We start from the raw sequence: 19015 nt of genomic DNA on the forward strand, positions 1-19015 counted from the left end.
AGGAGTTCTGAACATGAGTGATAAAGAACTATCTAAAAAAATAGTGACCCTCGTTGGTGGCGAAGAGAATGTCAATTCGGTATTCCATTGCGCTACACGCTTGAGATTTAAATTAAATGATCGTACAAAAGCAGACAAAGCCGCACTGGAAGCAACCCCTGGTGTCATTACAGTAGTGGAAAGCAGCGGCCAGTTTCAAGTTGTTATCGGCAACAATGTAGGTCAAGTGTTTGAGCATATGATGGCAGAAACAAATTTACAGGATGCTGACAATCCAAATGCGAAAAAGGAAGAGTCTTCCGAAAAAACGAATTTCCTTGGAAAAGCGGTCGATATCATTTCCAGCATTTTTTCTCCTCTTTTGGGAGCTCTTGCAGGGGCGGGTTTGCTCAAAGGGATTCTGGCCTTAATTTTGTCGCTCCAATGGATTGATAATACAAGCGGTACGTATCTGATTCTGAACGCCGCTTCAGACAGTGTATTTTATTTCTTGCCTCTATTTCTGGCTATTACATCGTCCCGTAAATTTAAGACAAATGCCTTTGTATCTGTCGCAGTTGCTGGAGCCCTTGTCTACCCGGATGTTATTGCAGCGGTGGACAATCCGGCAAAACTGGCTTTTCTCGGGATTCCAATCATTTTAATTAAATACAGTTCCAGCGTAATCCCAATTATTCTCGCGGTATGGGTACAGTCCTATGTGGAGCGCTGGTTCAATTCCTTTATCCATCAATCGGTTAAAAACATTATCGTACCTATGCTATCACTACTGGTCGTTGTTCCGTTGACGTTTTTGGCCTTTGGTCCAGTCGGTAACCTGATCAGTCAGGGCTTGGCGAACGGTTTTACATGGGTATACAATTTAAGCCCATTGATCGCCGGAGCTGTTGCCGGAGCATTCTGGCAAGTATTTGTTATTTTCGGCGTACACTGGGGCTTTGTTCCTATCATGCTGTCCAATATTGCAACATTGGGTTATGACACGATGCTTCCGATGCTTACAGCAGCTGTACTTTCTCAAGCCGGTGCAACACTGGGGGTATTCCTGAAATCCCGGAACACCCAGATGAAGGCTTTGGCTGGTTCCTCTACACTGGCAGCTGTATTCGGGATTACTGAACCAACGATTTATGGTGTAACTTTGAAATTGAAAAAGCCTTTCATTTATGCTTGTATTTCCGGTGGTATTGGGGGCGCCATTATCGCTTCTGGCGGAGCGACTGCAAAATCCTTCTCCCTGCCTAGTTTGCTGGCGTTGCCAACTTATTTTGGAACTGGATTCTTGTGGGTAGTCATCGGTTTGCTCGTTGCCTTTGTACTCGCAGTTGTGTTGGTTATGATTTTGGGCTTTGAAGATCCAAAAGAAGAAACTGCAAAAACAGAAGCTGCACCCGTAAAGAAAGAAGTGGCAATCGAGAAAGAAATTCTCGTAAGCCCACTGCAAGGTAAAGTATTGCCTTTGGAACAATCTTCTGATGTTGCTTTTGCTTCAGGTGCTATGGGAAAAGGAATCCTCATTGATCCTACAGAGGGTGTGCTGACATCTCCTGTCAATGGAACGATTACGACAGTATTCCCGACCGGACATGCAATCGGTATTACTTCCAATGACGGAGCAGAAATTCTGATTCACGTGGGTGTGAATACAGTGAAACTAAAAGGACAATTCTTTGACAAGCGCGTTAAGGAAGGCGATGTGGTTAAGCAAGGACAACTGTTGCTTGAATTTGATATGGAGCAAATTAAGGCGGCAGGCTATATTACAGCTACACCAATTATCGTAACAAATTCCGCTCAATACCTGGATGTGTTGAACACAATGGAAACTGAAGTGAAGCGTGAGGATTACTTGTTGACTGTTGTGGTCTAACGTTTTAACTATCAGACTAAAGAAGCTTTCCCAACAATGGAAAGCTTCTTTTTTTATACATAATGAGACAAGTGTTACAGCTAGAAATGGAAATATCATTTACTGTAAGTGTAAGATTGTAAAAAAAGGAGGATTTCTGTGAAAAAAGGATATATCGCCGGGTTAAGTGTCATTGTATTACTTATCATTGGTATCGCTATTTCAGCTGTAGCTAAATTTCAAGACCTAGAGCAGGTTGTTCAACAAAAAGACAAAGAAATCCAAGCGAGCAAAAGCAATTACCCGGAAATATATGACCACTTGAATGCGGTTACATTCGAAAATTTTAAGAGTTTAATTCAACAGGATCGAAGTGTACTTGTCTATGTCGGCAGACCCAGTTGTGGCGACTGCAACCGGTTTGAGCCTAACTTTAACAAGATGATTGAGCAGTATAATCTAGGCTCTAAAATTACTTTTTTGAACGTACACAAAATCCATAAGGACAAGTCCCAATGGAATAAATTCAAAGAGGATTACAACATAAAATACACCCCCACCATTGCAGAATTCAGAAACGGCAAACTGGTTGATAAAATAGAATGGACACCTAAAAGAGACCTCAGTACGGACGCCGTAAAAGAGTGGCTGACTTCCAAGAAAATTATTTTATAAGTCTCTTTTCTATTCATTTCATTACAAACACAAAGAACTGTTTATGCAAAAAAAGGTATTCATGTCTATAATGCATGAATACCTTTTCTTAGGAATGCACAGGTCATCTAAGCTCTAATAAAAAATAGTTCCTCCTACTCTTTACTGCCTTCTGATAAACCTCGTTCGTATCTATCAGTCCCTATAATGGTAGGCACTTATAGAGTATGGTCGTCAATCGAATCAGGCAATTCATATCGGATAATATCTGTTTCGGATACGATATGTCCGATTTGTGACTCAATGAATTCTAAATCTCCCTCTACTGCCCCTATAAAATGCTTTGTACCGGGTTCTACGACAATAATCTCACCTGGGCTGACTATCTGTGTCACGCCATTGATAGAGACACTTCCGGTTCCAGAAACTATGGTCCATACTTCTTTACGGTACTGGTGCTCATGATAGCTGATAAATCTTCCGTTCGATATGACCACGCGTTTGGTCACTGTCTGCAATCCACTTGACGCCTGCTGATGGGATAATACAGTTTGCTTTCCCCAGAAGCGCTCCTCAAAACGCGGGCCGATTTCAATTTCCGCCACCATATCCTTAATTCCTGTTGACGACTGTCGATCCGTAACCAGCACGCCATCTGGACCAGCAACGACAATAATGTCCGGGACATTCCAGATGCTAACCGGAATCTCCAGTTCATTGATGATATGCGAGTCATGTGAAGCTTCTGAAATATATCCCGGGCCACTTAGCTTCGAACTTACTTCCCGCACCAACGAATCCCATGTGCCCAAGTCTCTCCACTCTCCATGATATGGAAGCACGGAGAGCTTATGAGTATGCTCTACTACCGCAATATCGAAGCTAGTTTTAGGCAAGTCTGCATAATTTGTCGAAAGAGAATTGTAGTCGGCTGGTAAACCCATTTGCTCCAGAATATCCAACAAAAAGCCCAGTCTAAAAGCAAACACCCCGCAATTCCATAAGGCCCCTTCGCGGATCAACGCTTCTGAACGGATCAGATCCGGCTTTTCTACAAATGAACTAACTCTATAATATGGCTGGTCAAGTGAAGAAGAGGCTGAAGGCACAATATATCCGTATTTATCAGAAGGCTCCGTTGGCGCAGCCCCCATTAATGCGATATGGCTTCCTGATTGCTCTAATATTGAAGGAAGCCTGCGCAGATGTTCAAAAAATTCATCCCCCGCATACCCGTCCACAGGCATGACCCCTACGATCTCGTCGCGTGATGCACCTGCAACGTCATGCAAGTAGGCTGTAGCCAGGGAAATGGCCGGGAAGGTATCCCGCTGAGTAGGCTCCTCAATGACTACAGCACCTCCGCCAATTTGCCCCCGGATCAGCTCGGCCTGAGTTCCACTCGTCGAAAAATAGGCCTCATCTACCAAATTCGCCTCATCTAATTGCCTCCATATTCGTTGCAGCATACTTTCGGGCCGTTCGTCGTGACGTAGTATCGAAAGAAACTGCTTGGGACGGTTCACATTGGATAAGGGCCACAGACGTTTACCCGAACCTCCAGATAATAAAATCATTCGCAAAGATGCAACCTTCTTCCTGTAAATTAATACTTTCTTACATTATAGGACTGTTCAATTTTCGCATTTCTGCCGAATACATAAGTATGTATTATCGTGGCAAATACATGATTATGCAATGCTATTGTATCTTTGTCTGTACAGGAGATGTCAGTCATGCCCATAAAAATACTCGTCATTGAAGATCAAAAAAGTTTGGCAGATATGATTGCTCTTCATCTTCAGGAGGAAGGCTATCATACCGAGCTTATTTATGACTCTAAACTTGCAATTCCTACACTTATGCGTTTTAAGCCGGATATTATTGTGACCGCTCTGATGTTTTCCGGTAAAGTCGAATGTGCGCTGATCAGCCAAATCCGTCAATTTACCACAGTCCCTATGCTGGTCATCTCTAATAACAACGTGCTGAATATAAGAATAAAGGCTCTGGATGACGGAGCAGATGACTTCTTATGCAAGCCGTTCAGTCTGATAGAGTTAAATGCCCGCATCAAAGCCCTGCTGCGCCGCTGCGGCCGCAACATGCTCACTGAATCGCAAACGGTAACTCAAAAGATTAAAAAAGTAAGGGTTTGGGTGAATGATTACCGTCATTGTCTGTTAGTCGATGACCAAGAAATAGAAGTTACTCAAATCGAATTTTCTATTATAAAAGAGATGTCCTGCTATCCAGGTAAAGTCTTTACCCGCAGTGAGCTGATGGATCGGATCAAAGGCGGAGATGGCGCTTATCTGGATCGCACTATCGATGTACATATTTCCAGCCTCCGCAAAAAAATAGAACGTGACCCTAAAAATCCTCAGCACATCCGTACTGTATGGGGCAGAGGCTACAAATATGAGATGTAGCTGTATCATGGCTACCCATTTCCCCACAGAGCAGCTTGCTTTTTATGGAAGTTTTCGCTTCTTCCACCGCCGATAAGGAAGAAAACAAGCTGCCCCACCCAGTATCCCTATGAGGAACAGCACCCAGCCGAAACGGTAGGCGGAAGCCAGAATAACGACGACCTTCCCGTTTCCGTTACCATCGGTGATGAATCCGGTAGTCACTCCATTGACGGACAGACGGGCTCGCTGATTTTCGCTACCCAGCCTGAACTCCCACAGTGGATTGGGTGATTCGGTCTCCCGGATCAGCACCTGTTGATGCGTTGGATTATATAGCGTAAAACTGCGTTCCATGGAATTTTCACGAGTAGCCTGAATGCTTTCCGAAGCATGGGGAGCCATAAAAAAGGTATCCATATCCGTTCCCTCAAACAACGTAAATTGATCCACAGTGATCATCGCTTGATAAGGGATGATGGAATATTGCTTCATCTGAAATAAGCCTGACTGCTTCTTGTGCGCATGCGCTAAAATCTGAAACTGCATCATGGCGGTTCCTGCCGGAGCCTTCACAATTTGATCATAATGATTCCATTGTTCCTTATCTCTTTCCTCCACCTCATCAATATAGGAGGTTTGGAGAACCTGTGACGCTTTATTCAAAAAAATGACCTTCATATGCCGACTTCCAATTTGTTCTGATCGCGCATCCAACTGCACGGCATACTCTTGCAGCGGCTCTGCCTTCATTTTCTTGGACGCATAAATATTCCAGTCACAGGAATAGCTAGGTGCGTAACGAATAGACAGTTCTTTGTCCTTGATTGACATATTCGTCTGACCAGGTCGAATATCCGCCACACATCCGACATCCGTCGTGCTCAATGATTCCTTCGTATCCTCCCCAGGCATCACCGTCACTTCCTGCCCGCCCATTCGATGAATATCTCCAAAACTACTTAATGACGGTACTTGGCTGTCCAGCACAAGGGTTAAGTGATACTTTCCCTTGGTTAGGAACAGATTTTTGAATTCCACTCGACCATAGTCATTCAGCAGACCGGGAATTTGTATGATTTTCTTGGCAAAACCATCCTGATTGGGCACCGTTTCAATAACCTGTGTTTCGGATAAAGAGGTAGCGGGTAACCGCTTATACGACTCCCCCGTATGAATCGTTCTGGTCAACACCTCTCCAGTCTCTTCATTCGTCCACTTCATCGTTAATGACCCCTGGTACCCGGCGGGGAGATTAGCCAAAATAGCTGTGGCATAGGTTCCCGTTTTGGCGACTTCCACATCCCTGCTTAACGCCCCCTTCTGATAGCTGATTCCCCGCCCCATACTAAGTCTTGGTGAAGCACGCTCCGTCTGCACATTTCCTTCGGCGTTAAAATCGTTCTCTGCCTCCAAGGTGAAAAAGAGCTTGCCCCGCTTTAATGCCTGCTCCACGGGAAAAGATAGCTGATCTAGCTGATCCACAGGCACAATCGCAAATTGATTGACCGCATTAAAGCCTTGCAGGTTATTAACCGTGACCGGGGTATCTCCTTTGGGAAAGGCATGCACTCCCAGATCGACCCATTGGAATTGGTTTAAACCATCATCCTGAGTTTTGATATTAACCACTTTGTCGGGCAGTGTGACTTGCAATTTCCCGCCTGCCTTATTCATAAACACTCTAGCATATACATGCGAGGTTTGAGGCTGATCCAGTTTTTTGTGCATCGTAAACGTGTTAGGCTTGCTGTATTGCCCCAAATCACGCAGCTGGATATCATGAATCCACCAGTAATTTTTTTGCTGTGGACGCTGTAAGGTTAACAAATCCATTCGCATCCAATAGCTGCCTGGCGGCGAAACGTATTCCCCGTAAAATTTCACACTGTCAAAATTATATCCCTCCGAGGGCGCCACAACATAGCTAACCCCCAGCTCACGCATTTGCTTATCGTAAAATCTCATTTTTACATGCATTTTGTTCGTCCCGCGGCCAGAAACAGTAATTTGGAACTGATACGGATTATTTTCCTTGGCTTCCAGCAAACCCGATCTAGCGACCTGCCATATATTACTCGGGTCTCCCTTCATAATTTCGCCGTGCAGAGTGGGCACATCATTCAATTCCTCACGGGGATTAGCCTGCACACTGAACAACTGCGGATTATCCGGCTTGAAGAAGGTTTCTGTTCGCAACATGGAATCAAAGTCCACGACCGTCTTCCCAGCGATGCTGCTCATCTGATACGGGGCCACATCCAGCTTCTTACTGGCAAAGGTAACCGCAATCCCTGCATCCATTTCCATATCGAACGGAAAGTTCCGTATATTTTGGGAGGATAAATACCATAACCAATCGTTGGTCGAGGCAAAGGTTTTGGACCATTTTAAAAAGGCATTACCATCCTCAATGGCATCAAAAGGCCGTAAGTAATCCTCTGCTGGAAGCTGTGACAACAGCAAGTCATTAAAGGACGCCGCTTCCACATAATCCCCTTTGTTAATCGTCTGGATGGTTTTTAGCTCAGGCCTTAACGCACTGAACAGCACTCCAAAGCGGTTAAAATCAAAACCAGGCAGATGACTGTAGCTCTCCAGTCGGCTAAAACCGTAAGGTGTTACAATTTTACTCGCAAGGATGTTCATATAGGGCGGTGTCTGATCGAGATTGAATATGGAAAATAACCCGTTTTGGTACGTACGTTTCAACCCGGTCTGACCTTCCAGCTGAGACAGGTGGAAATCCTGCCGCTTCTCCTGGCCCACATATTCATCATGGTAGACCAACTGGTTGACCCCAAAGGTAGAGAACAGCCAGCCTAACCGGGAGCTTAATCCGTTGTCCATAACATACTGCAGAAAATTCATATAGTATGTAATGCCGGGATCATTCCCCTCATGATGAAAGATCGTATTTTTAGGAGAAGAGTATACCTGAAAGTCTCCGGTTGCCTTCTCGTTTGCGGTCTTCCCTTTATTCCATTTGGGTGTGGCTACTCCGTTATAGCTCTGAATCATATTGTCAGCAATCGGAAAGTATAATGCCTTGCTATCGAAACGATCCGGGTCAGTCAGCTTTTCAGCCATTTGACTATAAGCCTCCGGCACTTGTACCGGCTTGTAGTACCCCTCTATGAACTGAGTACGCAAGGGAGCAAAATACACCCCCAGGCACAAGACGACGATAACAACCGCCAGCCTTTTATATACACGTTGCAATGGGGATGATCCGAACCATTCCATAAATTGAATGACACCAAAGGTCAGCAACACCCCGAAATTAAGGGCAATCAGTCCAATAAATTTGTTAGGATCACGGAAAACCGAACCAATCACAGGGGTTTTCGTAACCAAAATGACAAACCACTTGGCAATGGATGGGAACGTCGTCCCAGTAGCTGCAACCAGAAACAGCAGCGTAAGTAGCGAGAAGATCAGAATAATCGGATTTTTATGTGAACGTGTCACCATCGCATACCCGATCAATAGCAACAAAAATCCCCCTCCTATATAAAACATGCTAGGCAGTGAGGACAAGGAAAACATGGGCCACCAATAGCTCAGTAAATAACCTACGTTATATAAACTGCTGTTGCGGCTGAACAGAGACAACGTATCCACAACGTTGATATTATGCTGAGACGCTTGAGCGTCCATCAACATGCTACCGACATATAGAGACAACCAATAAAAACTGAGCAGACCAAAAAAGACGCCAAAAATGATCCCTTTACGCAAAAAATTGCCGTATAACGGCTGCAAATAGCTGCGACCAGCCTTTCGGTGGGTCCAGGTTAGTTTGATCAGTAGCAACAAGGTGAACAATCCCAAGTAAATCATGCCGAAGAAAAAATAATGAATTGCCGCAGCACTAACGGTGAATACCGTAGCCAACAGGAACAGGTCGATCCAGTTCCGTTGATAAAGCTTGTGGGGATGATAGTTTTTTATTTGTTGAATTTGAAACTTGGGGTCCACCGCACTAAAGAAGAATCGCAGCATTAACGGAAACAAACTATATCCACAGAGCAAATAAATATGCTGAATGCGGAAAATAACCCACGGATTCAGCGCATAAAACAACGAGCCGACCATGATGGCAAAAATACGTGTCTTCGTAAAGCTTGGTGAATAATACACACTGACCAGTCGCTTGGCAAAGGCATACATCGAAAATGCCGAAACAAATAACAAGCCTGTAATAAACGACTTGAGCAAGACCGGGCCGCTTTCGTCAAATAAGAGTGACAGTCCATAGAAGGGCAAGATGTACAGGATACGTGGAGCATTGAACAAGGTCGAGGTAGACCATCGCTCGTTCCATACTCCGGTTATTTCCTCCAGATACCGATGAGAGGTGGCTCCAAAAGCAATGTCGCTAAACACAATTTGCCCTGGTCCATAGATGGGTGCAAGATATGCAACAATCGCAATCAGCATCAACATCATTGCCGCCATATCGTAGCGGTAGCGAAATATCCATTTTTTCATGCTTGTCCCCCTCTCTTGAACTTCTCGTATATCTGTCGGTTATCTTGGACCTATCTTCTCAAACGAACGATTGCCTGCAAGCCCTGATCGGTATTACGCAGCTTTAAACGACCGCCTATGGTCTTCAGGTATGCATCCATATGGTACAGGCTGAACGCATGCTCCTGCGAGTTTTGGGAATAGTCTGGCTGGAAATAGCTCCAACGCATTTTATCATCAATCCCGCCGCCCGTGTCTTCAATGTTAATAATAATTTCTCCTTCTTCCAGCCGTGAACTAACCTTAAGCACTTGAGATTGCCGCTTGGACCGCAGACCTGTTCGGCCCTTTTCCTGCTTCTCAGGCTGCTCCCCACCTTGGCCCATGGCCTGCACTGCATTTTCCAGCAGCCCCTGAATCGTTTTGTACAGCATGGGTGCTTGTGCTGCAATTGATGGAACAGGCTCTTGCCGCAAGATCACTTGAATGTTCTTCATGTTCAATGAACGGTTCGCCCATTTCAGCGACTCAGACAATACTTCATTCATATCTGTAAAGCTAATTCCACTATTATCATGCATCTTCTCTTCCAGCTCATCGCGCAAGCTACGAACTCCCGTCAGTAACTCTCCCAGTGAGGATTCCTGTCTGAGACGACCCTGGATGAAATTTTCATTCAACTCGCGAAAATACTCCAGTTCCTCATGAGAGGCTCCTTTTCCCTGACTCGAAGCCGCTTCAAAGCGGTTTGCTAGATCATGATAAAATCCCAGTAGCTTCAAATCATCACCGCCTGTGAGACGGCTAGTCTGCTCTTGCAGCTCTTGTAGTTGCTGCTCAATCGTCTGCATTAACGGCAAATAATAGGTGTCCTGCTGCTGTCGCATATCTTCATCTCGCCGTTGGTCACGCACCTGATTGTTCACGATGGCATCCTTTACAATCCGTTTGCGGAACTGTACGAGCATGGCCCACAGAATGAACAATATCAAAACCATGACCATCCATAACTGTTTACGAAAGGAGCTGATTCGCTGAGCTGTATCCTCACTGGCATCCTTAACCGATATGTAAAGGGCCTCTTCCCCAAGGCGGCTGAATCCTATTCCGTGTTTCTCTCCGCCATCTTCGATGATACCTGTATTGCCTTCCAGCAGCCTACGGGTTACGCCCGTGATGTCCGTTCGGTTAATATCCGAAGTACTTCGGGAAGCTACGACCTTAAATTGACCGTTATAAAATAAAGTCTCATGCTGGTTAATCGGTTTACTTTTAATAATCCCGCTGAGCATATCAGCGTCAACCGTGCGCACCATAAAACCGCTCATCTGTGCCCCTTGAATCCTGCATGCTATATACTGGGCAGGCTGATGATCCTCTGTCACAAAAGAGCTTACTGCACAACCATTTTGCAGCCATTTAATCTGCTGGACTACACTTTTCATCTCACGATTGTCTCGTCCGACCATCACATGATACTGCTCATCCAGCACATAAAAGGCCCCGCTTTCACGCTTAAAACCCTCAGGATACTGGCGTGTTCCCTGATTCAGCATATCTCTGCCCAGACTGGACGACAGCTCCTTCAGTTCAGCCTGCCATGCGGCATAACGCTCGGTTATGCTGCTAGAAAGTTCCTGTACCTCATACTGGAGCTGTTCGTTCTGAATCTCCGCCAAGTGAACACTGAATTGTCGCACGACAAACCATTGAAGCACAGCGGCCAGAAACACTGTCACACCCAGGACGATCAGGTACAGGATCAGCTTTTGCCAACCTGGTTTCAACAAAGCCCATTGTTTCATGCTTCCCTGTCCCCTCCATTTTGTTCAAGACGGCTCAAAATAGCCTGCATCAGGCATTCCAGCTCGTAGCTGACCAGCGGTAGCCGTGCGCACAGCAACCGGGGAGTGCGACGCTGGAGGGCAGCAAACCTCGCAGCGGTTTCCGTTGCCCCGTTCGTCAGTAGGATCAACTCGCATGTTTTTGCGATATATAAGCGATCCAGCTCTTCCTCGCCGTATTCTCGCAGATCAACAACGTAAATATCATGACGATCGTCCATATGCTGAAGTGCGCTGGAGACAGCCAGGGTCACCCCTGTATGCCGTGCAGCATGATACTGATGAAGGAGACGCATACCTTTTTCCCAGAGGGCATGTTCAGCCGAATCAAATCGTTCACAAAAAAGACGCAACGCCCGTTCTGTATTGACATCTTTCAAAAATGCCAAAACGCTGATATTATACATGTAGTTCCTCATTTCTTACTTCCTGATTGGAGTTGCGCAGTTCTTATGACACCCCAAAACATTCTATTTGTTGACGACAGCCCTATGGTTCTGTCCCTGCTCGAACGGACCTTGACGCAAGAAGCATTTACCTTACATACCGCTCACACGCCCAAAGAAGCCTTACAAGTGCTGGAACAGCACCCGATTGATGTGGTCGTTTCCGATCTGCTCATGCCTGGTCTGGATGGGATTACCTTCCTTCGCATGATTAAGAAGGATTATCCACATATCGTACGAATCATTTTGTCTGGTCACCTGCATACGCAGTCCATTTTATCGGCAATTAATCAAGTCGGTGTGTTCCGTTTTTTGACGAAACCGCTGGAGTTGGATGATGATACGCTAAAGAAAATACTGTATGAGGCGCTTGATCAGGCCAAACTCAACCGAAATAGCCTGCATGCAGAACAGAACGTAGCTTCCGACCTGTCAGCATTTATAGACAGCATTTTGAACGCTCCGTACCGACCCTATGTGCTACTGAATGAACAAGATATCGTAACCGCTGTACACATTGCACTCGCTGAGCTGTATCCTGTCGGCTGCTCACTACGTCATCCTGACGGGGAAGGTATTCAGTTAACCACGCATTCATTATATATACCGTATGAGGAGTCGGAATCTTCCGATCCCGACCTGTACACGCTGGATACGCTGACCCTTGGCCATTCATCGTTACGCCTTATCCGCCTTAGCGAGATCGCCTGAGTGACGGGTGCCGCCCTTTAACACGGCGGCTACCCCAATCACAGTCAGGCATACATACATCCACAACATCCCCATCGTCAGCAAGGGGTGACGGATATAGTTTTTCAAATTCCCCCATGTATACAGCACCGGACGGAAGAAGTACCAACGTTCCAGCGCCTTTCGCAATCCGCCCTCTTCAGATGACATCGTACGATCCATCACCGAAAAGTAGTAAGCTTTTTTACGTAATACATCGTGCAGATACACCTGTTTTTCATCATGGTATACCCGTGTAAATACCGCCCGGCGAATAACTCCGCCAGACTCTATATAACGCAAGGTTGGCTGTATTTCTTCAAAAGCAATCTGCTCCGCATTAAATCCGCCCGTCGATTCATAAGCGCTCATTCGCCAGAAGCGTGCCGCTTCAATGGAGCGTTTTCCCAAGGTCTCACCCGCGTTATTAATCACATTTCGCTCAAAAACTTTCACTTTGGAAAAAAAATTGTCCGCTTCCGAATACGCCTCCTCCGGAATGACCAAGGCGCCAATATCCTGATGATCGTCAAAAAAGTCGATGCTCTGCTGAATCAGATGTTCGGCTAAAATCATATCGGAATCCAATACAAATATGTATTCGGCCCCCAAGTGTTTTGCTTCCTCAACCGCCCTGACCCTGGCGACTCCCCGCTCCCCATGGGGAAGCTCCAGTACCGTTACGGGTACTGAACTCCCTGCCGACAGCATACGAATCGTCTCGACGGTCCGGTCATTGGAGCCATCATCAGCAATTACAATATGCAGATCCTTGTAATTTTGCCCCATACAGCTTCGCAAACAAGGCTCTATCGTCCGCTCATTGTTGTACGTGGAGAAGAGTATGACCACTTTGTCCACTCTGTTCTGCCTCCTCTACCCAATCTTCCATCAACTGCTCAAACGTAGCAGCCGTATGATCAAAATGGAATCTTAACGCATATTGATACGCCCGCTCACGGATGGCCATGTAATCTTCGCCGCCCTTCGCTGCTCTTTCCATTTGTTCAGATAATCCCCGGATGTCGCCGTGAAAGCATAGATACCCGCTTTTTCCGAAATCCGTTGCATCCACCAGCCCCGGTGAATTGCTGACAATGCTGGGCGTTCCAACGGCTGCGGCTTCGGTAATCGTCAATCCCCAGCCTTCACGCAAGGAAGGAAACACCAGCGCGTGGGCACGACTCATCAGCTCCAGCTTATGCTCTGCTGAAACAAATCCGTAAAAGGTAATATCGGCTTGCGATTGCCCCTGTTCATCCGGTTCTCCGTATGTTAATCCATATCGTTTCATAATCGGCAACAATTGTTCTGCCACATAGGTTTTATCGGTTTTTCCGGCAATCCATAACATAGCCTGAGGGAACTTTTCCTTGAGCTGCCCAAAGGCCTCAACGACCAGATCAATGCCTTTATATTTGACGAAGCGCCCAGCATACATGAAGGTCGGATTAGGCTCCTTCGTTAAAAATTGTTCGCGCGGCCAATGATCAAACTCAATGCCTTCCGGTAAAAGATGGACACGATCCGGGTGAAAGCCCAGCTTAAGTAGATCGTATCGAGTAGACGGAGATACCGTAAGCGTCCGATCCTTACGAGCCAGCTTAAGCATCAAGGGCTCCATATGAAACCCAATAACATTTAGCGGGAATTTGGCGTTCTCAAACCATATCTCCCTTGTTAGCTGATGTATGAAAAAAATCCGCTTGGATGCCTCCACCCAAAATCGGGTAAAGAATTGATGCGTATTCGCCTGGTTAATCACATAGTCGATCTTCCTTCGATGACGACGGTAATAGCGCATCGCATAATAAATAACACTGTATATGTTCCCTTTTCGAATATACGTAATACCGTCAATAACTTCATGCTCAGGCATCCCCTCAAATTGAGGTGAAAAATGAATGAACTGGAAGCGGCCTTGCTGTGAACGTTTAAGCATTTCGTGGGTGAAAATTTCTGCTCCCCCGCTTTTAGGTGAACGAATGTCACGCCAGGAAAGCAATAGAACTACGGTTTTACCGTCCTGTTCATGTATGGTATTCATGGGGTAAATCCCCCTTTATCTTTATTTTGAACAAATGCACATAGGCGTCTATTACAAAGTAGAGAGCCATAGCTCCGTAAACAATGAACTCAGATAGCAAAAAATCTACCGGGTCTGTGTGGGCTATATGAAAGGCTACTAATAAGGCCGCGGCTCCTGCCATCAGACTGAACATAAATTTGCGTCTGCCCACCAATACGTGCACATGTACAAAAAACAGCACGATGGAAAATAGCCAGTACACCCAGCCCCCCCATGGAATATAGGCCTCGGCCGATTGGTAAGAGGCTCCGAATAATATGGGAATAGAGGATGGGAACACAAAGGTCGTGCCCACATATACACAGATTGCAGCTACAGCCATTAATCCGGCATAGACGGCAATCAACTTGCCCAAAGCTTGGCGGTCATGCCCCTGTGCACCGATCTTTGGAATAAAGGCAGCAATGAGGCTATACGAAACGTAATAGACCAATTGGCTGTACTTCAGTGCAATGGCATAGCTGCTGGCCTGCTCGGGAAAGTAATGCTGTACATACAACATGTCGATGGAGATACAAAACAAAATAAATAAATTCGTCATAAGGCTATCGGTGAAATCCTGACTCAATGATTTCCATAGCCCAGAAGGGATATGTTCTCTACCGTATGTGAATAAGGACAAGCCACGAGCAGAAACGATCCAGCCGTGGAGCAGCGACAGTAACATTCCCCCACAGCTCGCTAACAGTAGGGCTTCCAGCTTTAACCCCAGTGCAGCCAGGACAAAAAACAGGCTCAGCTTCCCTAGTACCTCAATGTAATAGTTCACATTGAGCGCCAACATGCGTTCCCTGCCCTGTAAATCTCCGCGGCACGAACTCACAAGAATATGCAGTCCGATCAAGCCATACAGCATGAACAGCGGGTCGGATTCGACGCCTAATAACGAACGCAGTAACGGATGAAAGATGAGTAAAATGATCATGGCAAGCACGGTTAGCACCAAAGGTGCTTTGAGTAATAGAGAACCGAGCGGTAAGCTTCGTAGCGCAAGCTTTTGGTCTCCCTTAGAGACCAGTTTGGCAGTTAATAGCTGGATGGATAAACCCAAAACGGATAAAAGCGCAAAAAGCGCCAGCAGCGCATTCGCCTGGCCATAAGCTTGTCCGGTAAGATACCAACTCGCTGCAATGTGGAAGAAAAAATTAAATCCGTTAAGCAGCACATTAAAGAGAGGAAACATCAACGATCGCAATCGGTTGTTCACGTTGTTATCTCACCCGCCGATCCAGTCGCCAAATATCAATGATGGAGCGCAAAAAACGAATAGAATCCTTCCAGACATGGATGTGCGAGCCATCCCGGTCAATACATTTGACGGGTAATTGCAGCACACGAAGCTGGAGTCGCTTGGCAATAAACATCATTTCCAAATCCAACGCCAGTCCGAGCTGTTCCTTTAAATGCGGAAACATTCGCTTCACTGCAACCGAACTCATCACTTTAAGCCCAGTCTGGGAATCCACCACACCTGTGGGTAAAAAAGGACGGGAAATGACTCGCTTACCAAAGCTGACGACAGATCGCAATAAAGATCGATTCTCAGCGGTCATATCCTTGGTTCCGATCACGACATCATAATAGCCCTGCTGAACAACATTAATCATTCTGGCAATATCCTCAATAAAAAAGGAGTCATCTGCGTCCACAAATACGTAGTAATCCGCACCAATGGTCCGCATCCCTTCCAGATACGTCCCTGCCTTACGTGTATTGCGTCCCAATTCCCTTGTTTGAAGCAGCGGGCTAAGATTCTGATTAATCCGGTTTACGGACAAGTCCGTGGCTGCCTCCAGCGCTTTAATCAAGGCATTCGTACCATCGTAGCTGCCATCATCAATGAGATAAATCGAACCTTCAATAATATGGCTGCGGATAAAGACCTGCAATCGTTCAGCAAAGGTTTTGACATGAACAAAACGTTGCTCTTCGTTATATACAGACAAGATAAATGCAATATGTTGGCTTTTGGTCGAATACTCGGGATAGAGCAAGCTTTGTATTTCCGAAAGCATTTCTTCGTTGTCATTGGCTTGCCAAAATAGTAGCCGCAAACGACCTACTCCGATGATTTGCACCATATGCTGATCACTGAACGGAAATGTTACATCCGTCACCAGTAACAGTGGCATTTGCGGAAATTGGCTACGGATCTGATTGGCTTTCCGCACTGCCTGCCCCGGCTCCCTATAATCAATCAGGCAACAACATGCGTTCTCGTAGACTGAAGCTGCCTCCGTGTCCTCGCACTGTATATATTGGTAAAAACAAATCACATTGGGATAATCAATAGCCCTGTCGTTATCGCTAAAAATGGCTATAGGTCCCTGCACACAAACCTCTCCTTTTCCTCCGAATAGTTCTATTTTGTTGAAAAAGAATTAAGAATGTTTGCTTATAGGAGTTAAATTAATGTCCAAATACTTCATATTTCCTTAACAAAATAACTGACACTCCATGATATATATGGAGATAAGAGAAGAAAAACTAATTTTCATATTTGATAAAAACAGAGCATTTAGACCTGATTCATTAGAACCAAAATCATCAGGAATGGTTAGGGAATCTATATTGAAAGTTAGTTCTTTTATATCATTAGAAAGAAACAAATATGGTTATTTTGTCATAGATAAATGCAAGAATAAAACATATTTGCACGTCCATACTATGGACAACATGTCATCTTTCGTTATGAATAGTTATGAAAATGAAGAGAAGGAAGGTCTTTCTATGGAAGCATTTTATGTCAATCGCGATGGGTCATTATCTACTCCATTACGGGGAAAGGATGTGTTGGCAAATCCCCTTTTGAACAAAGGTGTCGCTTTTACAGAAGAAGAACGCAAGGAGCTGGGTTTGGAAGGAATCCTTCCTCCAACCGTCCTTTCATTGGAGAAACAGAGCGTACGGGCATATCAGCAGTTTCTAGCACAACCCACCATGCTGCGAAAAAATGCTTCTCTCAACGACCTTCACAACCGAAATGTCGTACTCTACTACCGGCTGCTAACCGATCATTTGAGTGAAATGCTGCCCGTAGTCTACACGCCGACTGTAGGAACCGCGATTCAAGAATATAGTCACGAGTACAACCGCCCTGGAGGCATATATTTGTCGATAGATAACCCGAACGGTATTGGACAAGCATTCCATAATTCTGGTTTGAGCGGCCATGATGTGGATCTGATCGTCGTGACAGATTCCGAAAGTATTTTAGGGATTGGTGACTGGGGCGTTGGGGGGATTAACATTGCTATCGGCAAGCTTGCAGTGTATACGGCTGCGGCAGGTATTCATCCCGGGCGGGTGCTGCCAATTGTACTGGATGTAGGTACAAATAATGAAAAGCTGCTGAATGATCCACTGTACATCGGAAACCGCCATAAACGGGTTCGCGGAGAAGCCTATAACCAGTTTATTGATACTTTTATCAGCAAAACGTTAGCGCAATTCCCAAAGGCGCTTTTACATTGGGAAGACGTGGGTAGCGTAAATGCACGCCATATTATAGGAAAATACGGTCAAAGTATACTCACCTTCAACGATGATATACAAGGTACAGGAGCGGTGACCTTGGCTGCGATTCTTTCGGCGGTGGGTGTCACCAAGACTCCGCTGCTTGAACAAAAAATACTTGTTTTCGGCCCAGGGGCAGCAGGAATCGGTAATGCTGATCAAATTCGGGGTGCTATGATCGAGGACGGCCTTTCCGCAGAACATTCCTTCAAGTCCTTTTGGGCCTTTGATTATCGCGGGCTGTTAATGGAAGATATGGAAGACGTATTGGAGTATCAGAAACCGTATGTGCGCAATAAGGATGAAGTCAGTTCATGGACCCGGTCGGGTGACGGCAAAATACCACTGCTGGAGGTCATCCGTCAGGTGAAGCCTACGATATTGATTGGAACTTCCGGTGTAGCAGGTGCCTTTTCTGAAGAGATCATCAAGGAGATGGCGAAACATGTAGAACGCCCGATCATTATGCCCATGTCCAATCCTACAAACCTTGCAGAAGCAGTACCCGAGGATTTGATCCGGTGGACCGATGGCAAAGCACTGATTGCAACCGGAAGTCCTTTTGAGCCCGTCACCTATAACGGTACGAAATTTGAGATTGGACAGGCGAACAATGCCTTTGTTTTTCCGGGACTGGGTCTGGGTGCGATTGTGGTTAAAGCCAAAAGGATTACCCCTGCGATGTTTACAGCGGCAGCAGTTGCTGTTGCCAATGGTGTAGATTCGAATACGCCTGGCGGTGCACTACTCCCTCATATCCGAAAATTACGCGAAGTTTCGTACGCTGTTGCGATTGCGGTTGCAAAAGCCGCGATACAGGATCAGGTAGCTCAGGCGCACATTTCAGATGTGGAACAAGCTATACGAGATGCAATGTGGAAACCGGAATATGCCAAGGTCAAAGCTGTGGAAAATGTAATTCATCACCCTCACTAAGCCCAAAACACCTAACTAGAGGAAATTTCATATTTTGCACACTATGTTTGACATAGCGTATGAACGTA

Annotated in this window: 13 protein-coding genes; 5 read left to right on the plus strand and 8 right to left on the minus strand. The window is 45.7% G+C overall.

Going from position 1 to position 19015, the window contains the following annotated elements; genetic code table 11:
* Window positions 1-13 precede the first annotated feature (13 nt).
* The gene (locus AOU00_RS06740) at window positions 14-1870 is read left to right on the plus strand and encodes a beta-glucoside-specific PTS transporter subunit IIABC (protein ID WP_069290224.1); all 1857 of its coding nucleotides are present in this window, start codon (window positions 14-16) and stop codon (window positions 1868-1870) included.
* A 138-nt stretch (window positions 1871-2008) separates the two neighbouring features.
* A complete protein-coding gene (locus tag AOU00_RS06745; RefSeq protein WP_069290225.1) occupies window positions 2009-2524 on the plus strand; it encodes a thioredoxin family protein in 516 nt (171 codons plus the stop codon).
* 197 nt (window positions 2525-2721) lie between these two features.
* On the opposite strand, the gene AOU00_RS06750 is transcribed toward AOU00_RS06745, so the two are convergent.
* On the minus strand, window positions 2722-4080 hold the full coding sequence (locus AOU00_RS06750; RefSeq protein WP_069290226.1) for a sugar phosphate nucleotidyltransferase: 1359 nt from the start codon (window positions 4078-4080) through the stop codon (window positions 2722-2724).
* A 159-nt stretch (window positions 4081-4239) separates the two neighbouring features.
* Between AOU00_RS06750 and AOU00_RS06755 the strand changes: the two genes are divergently transcribed.
* Window positions 4240-4935: a response regulator transcription factor gene (locus tag AOU00_RS06755; protein WP_069290227.1), complete on the plus strand. Its 696-nt coding sequence runs from the start codon at window positions 4240-4242 to the stop codon at window positions 4933-4935.
* Window positions 4936-4977: 42 nt separating this feature from the next.
* On the opposite strand, the gene AOU00_RS06760 is transcribed toward AOU00_RS06755, so the two are convergent.
* From AOU00_RS06760 to AOU00_RS06770, 3 genes are read right to left on the minus strand one after another with little or no spacing between them, the layout of a single operon-like run.
* Window positions 4978-9408 carry a hypothetical protein gene (locus tag AOU00_RS06760; protein ID WP_069290228.1) on the minus strand — a complete coding sequence of 1477 codons (4431 nt, stop codon included), beginning with the start codon at window positions 9406-9408 and terminating at the stop codon, window positions 4978-4980.
* 50 nt (window positions 9409-9458) lie between these two features.
* Window positions 9459-11192, minus strand: a complete 1734-nt coding sequence (locus AOU00_RS06765; RefSeq protein ID WP_069290229.1) for an ATP-binding protein — start codon at window positions 11190-11192, stop codon at window positions 9459-9461.
* Entirely contained in the window at window positions 11189-11638 is a 450-nt protein-coding gene (locus tag AOU00_RS06770) for a hypothetical protein (protein WP_069292015.1), read from the minus strand. Before AOU00_RS06770 ends, AOU00_RS06765 begins: the two co-directional genes overlap by 4 nt.
* A 45-nt stretch (window positions 11639-11683) precedes the next feature.
* Between AOU00_RS06770 and AOU00_RS06775 the strand changes: the two genes are divergently transcribed.
* Window positions 11684-12388, plus strand: a complete 705-nt coding sequence (locus AOU00_RS06775) for a response regulator (protein WP_069290230.1) — start codon at window positions 11684-11686, stop codon at window positions 12386-12388.
* Here AOU00_RS06775 and AOU00_RS06780 read toward each other — a convergent pair.
* From AOU00_RS06780 to AOU00_RS06795, 4 genes are read right to left on the minus strand one after another with little or no spacing between them, the layout of a single operon-like run.
* Entirely contained in the window at window positions 12356-13267 is a 912-nt protein-coding gene (locus AOU00_RS06780) for a glycosyltransferase family 2 protein (RefSeq protein WP_069290231.1), read from the minus strand. The genes AOU00_RS06775 and AOU00_RS06780 overlap by 33 nt on opposite strands.
* A complete protein-coding gene (locus tag AOU00_RS06785; RefSeq protein ID WP_069290232.1) occupies window positions 13227-14453 on the minus strand; it encodes a glycosyltransferase family 4 protein in 1227 nt (408 codons plus the stop codon). The genes AOU00_RS06780 and AOU00_RS06785 overlap by 41 nt, the downstream gene beginning before the upstream one ends.
* Complete coding sequence (locus AOU00_RS06790) at window positions 14437-15702, minus strand: polysaccharide biosynthesis protein (protein WP_069290233.1); 1266 nt, start codon at window positions 15700-15702, stop codon at window positions 14437-14439. The genes AOU00_RS06785 and AOU00_RS06790 overlap by 17 nt, the downstream gene beginning before the upstream one ends.
* Window positions 15703-15706: 4 nt before the next feature.
* Window positions 15707-16828 (minus strand): glycosyltransferase, encoded by a 1122-nt coding sequence (locus tag AOU00_RS06795; RefSeq protein WP_061828845.1) that lies wholly within the window; start codon window positions 16826-16828, stop codon window positions 15707-15709.
* Between the two features lie 397 nt (window positions 16829-17225).
* Here AOU00_RS06795 and AOU00_RS06800 point away from each other — a divergent pair, with 397 nt between their 5' ends.
* A complete protein-coding gene (locus AOU00_RS06800; RefSeq protein ID WP_069290234.1) occupies window positions 17226-18947 on the plus strand; it encodes an NAD-dependent malic enzyme in 1722 nt (573 codons plus the stop codon).
* The last annotated feature ends 68 nt before the right edge of the window (window positions 18948-19015 follow it).

The organism is Paenibacillus polymyxa (genome assembly GCF_001719045.1).
Lineage (GTDB): Bacteria > Bacillota > Bacilli > Paenibacillales > Paenibacillaceae > Paenibacillus > Paenibacillus polymyxa_B.

Coding starts and splice junctions, on each gene's coding strand:
- AOU00_RS06740 (WP_069290224.1), top strand. CDS start 14: ATGAGTGATAAAGAACTATCTAAAAAAATAGTGACCCTCGTTGGTGGC.
- AOU00_RS06750 (WP_069290226.1), bottom strand. CDS start 4,080: ATGATTTTATTATCTGGAGGTTCGGGTAAACGTCTGTGGCCCTTATCC.
- AOU00_RS06755 (WP_069290227.1), top strand. CDS start 4,240: ATGCCCATAAAAATACTCGTCATTGAAGATCAAAAAAGTTTGGCAGAT.
- AOU00_RS06760 (WP_069290228.1), bottom strand. CDS start 9,408: ATGAAAAAATGGATATTTCGCTACCGCTACGATATGGCGGCAATGATG.
- AOU00_RS06765 (WP_069290229.1), bottom strand. CDS start 11,192: ATGAAACAATGGGCTTTGTTGAAACCAGGTTGGCAAAAGCTGATCCTG.
- AOU00_RS06770 (WP_069292015.1), bottom strand. CDS start 11,638: ATGTATAATATCAGCGTTTTGGCATTTTTGAAAGATGTCAATACAGAA.
- AOU00_RS06775 (WP_069290230.1), top strand. CDS start 11,684: ATGACACCCCAAAACATTCTATTTGTTGACGACAGCCCTATGGTTCTG.
- AOU00_RS06785 (WP_069290232.1), bottom strand. CDS start 14,453: ATGAATACCATACATGAACAGGACGGTAAAACCGTAGTTCTATTGCTT.
- AOU00_RS06800 (WP_069290234.1), top strand. CDS start 17,226: ATGGAAGCATTTTATGTCAATCGCGATGGGTCATTATCTACTCCATTA.